This is a genomic window from Petrotoga halophila DSM 16923, from assembly GCF_002924615.1.
The window spans coordinates 1-1559 of sequence record NZ_JALY01000232.1 but is presented as its reverse complement, the minus strand read 5'-3'; the positions used below and the strand labels follow the sequence as shown (position 1 = coordinate 1559).

Here is a 1559-nt window from a genome sequence, read left to right as displayed (position 1 = left end):
GTATTTCAAGAACCCCAGCCTCCGAAGCAAGAATCAATTCATCTTCCGTTATGTAGTATCTTAACGGTCTCAATCCGTTTCTGTCCAGTGTTGCTCCTACCTTTAAGCCATCGGTAAAAATAATCGCCGCGGGACCATCCCAAGGTTCCATCAAACAACTATGATATTCATAAAAAGCTTTCTTTTCTGCATCCATTGTTTGATTGTTTTCCCAAGGTTCTGGCATCATCATCATTATCGAATGTGGTAACGATCTACCAGATAAATAAAGGAATTCTAAATTGTTGTCAAACATTGCTGAATCACTACCATCCTCATCGATTATAGGAAAAATATCGTTGATGTTTTCTCCAAAGATATCAGTGCTTACCTTGGATTGCCTTGCCCTTATCCAATTAACGTTACCAATTATAGTGTTTATCTCTCCGTTGTGAACCATATACCTATAAGGGTGCGCCCTTTCCCAACTGGGAAATGTGTTCGTACTGAATCTGGAGTGTACAATAGAAAATGCTGATTTGAAAAGAGGATCAGTCAAATCAGGGAAAAAGTGCTTTAATTGTTCCGCTGTTAACATCCCTTTATAAACAATTGTTTTAGAAGATAGACTGGTTATATAAAAGGTTTTATTTTCATCTGTGTGTGCTATTTTTATCTCCTTTTCACTTTTTTTCCTAATTAGGTACAACTTTCTTTCAAATTCTACTCCAGATTTCAGGGTAGGATTCTTAGCGATAAAAACTTGTAGAAAAGATGGCATACTTTTTAATGCAGTTGGACCAACAAAGGCTTTATTGATAGGTACATCTCTCCAACCTATCACCTTTTGGCCTTGATTGGTGACTATTTTTTCAAATTGCTGTTTGAAGATGTTTGTAAGAGTTTTATCACGGGGGCAGAAAATCATACCCACGGCATATTCACTTTGATTTGGAAGAGTGAATCCTAAGTGTTTTGCTTCTTTTATTAAAAAATCATGGGGAAGCTGCAGCAGTAACCCTGCTCCATCCCCATCATTTTCTCCTCTGCCTCGTGCACCACGATGAGCCATATTTTTTAAAACGGTCAACGATTTGTCAACTATTTCGTGTGACTTTATTCCTTTTGTACTTGCAACTAATCCAACACCGCAAGCATCATGCTCAAACTTTGGATCGTAAAGTCCTTTATTCATTTTAACCCTCCCTCCTATATTGGAGACTGCCCCAATACAGTGTGTTTCTGGATAATACTTTTTGAAACCCCGGTTTTATGTACAAAAAAAAATAATAATAGATATTAGTGGTTTATCAAAATTGGTTTATATACTTACTAATCTCCCAATCTGTTACCGCTATCTTATACTCTTCGATCTCCTTTTCTTTTAATTCTATAAATTTTTCAAATATATGTTCTCCCAAGACTTCTTTCATAAATTCATCATTTTTCAACGCTTCCAAGGATTCTTGGAGCGAACCAGGTAAATATCTAATATTTTTTTCGTTTTTTTCTCTGTGGTCCATTTCGTAAATATTTCCATCAACAGGTTGAGGAGGCTCGATCTTGTTTTTTATACCTTC

General features: G+C 36.2%; 2 pseudogenes. Both read right to left on the bottom strand.

What is annotated here, in order from left to right:
• Nucleotides 1-1174, bottom strand: a pseudogene (locus tag AA81_RS14435) (glutamate synthase subunit alpha); the annotation flags it as partial.
• Nucleotides 1175-1289: 115 nt separating this feature from the next.
• Nucleotides 1290-1559, bottom strand: a pseudogene (locus AA81_RS11405) (glutamine synthetase); the annotation flags it as partial.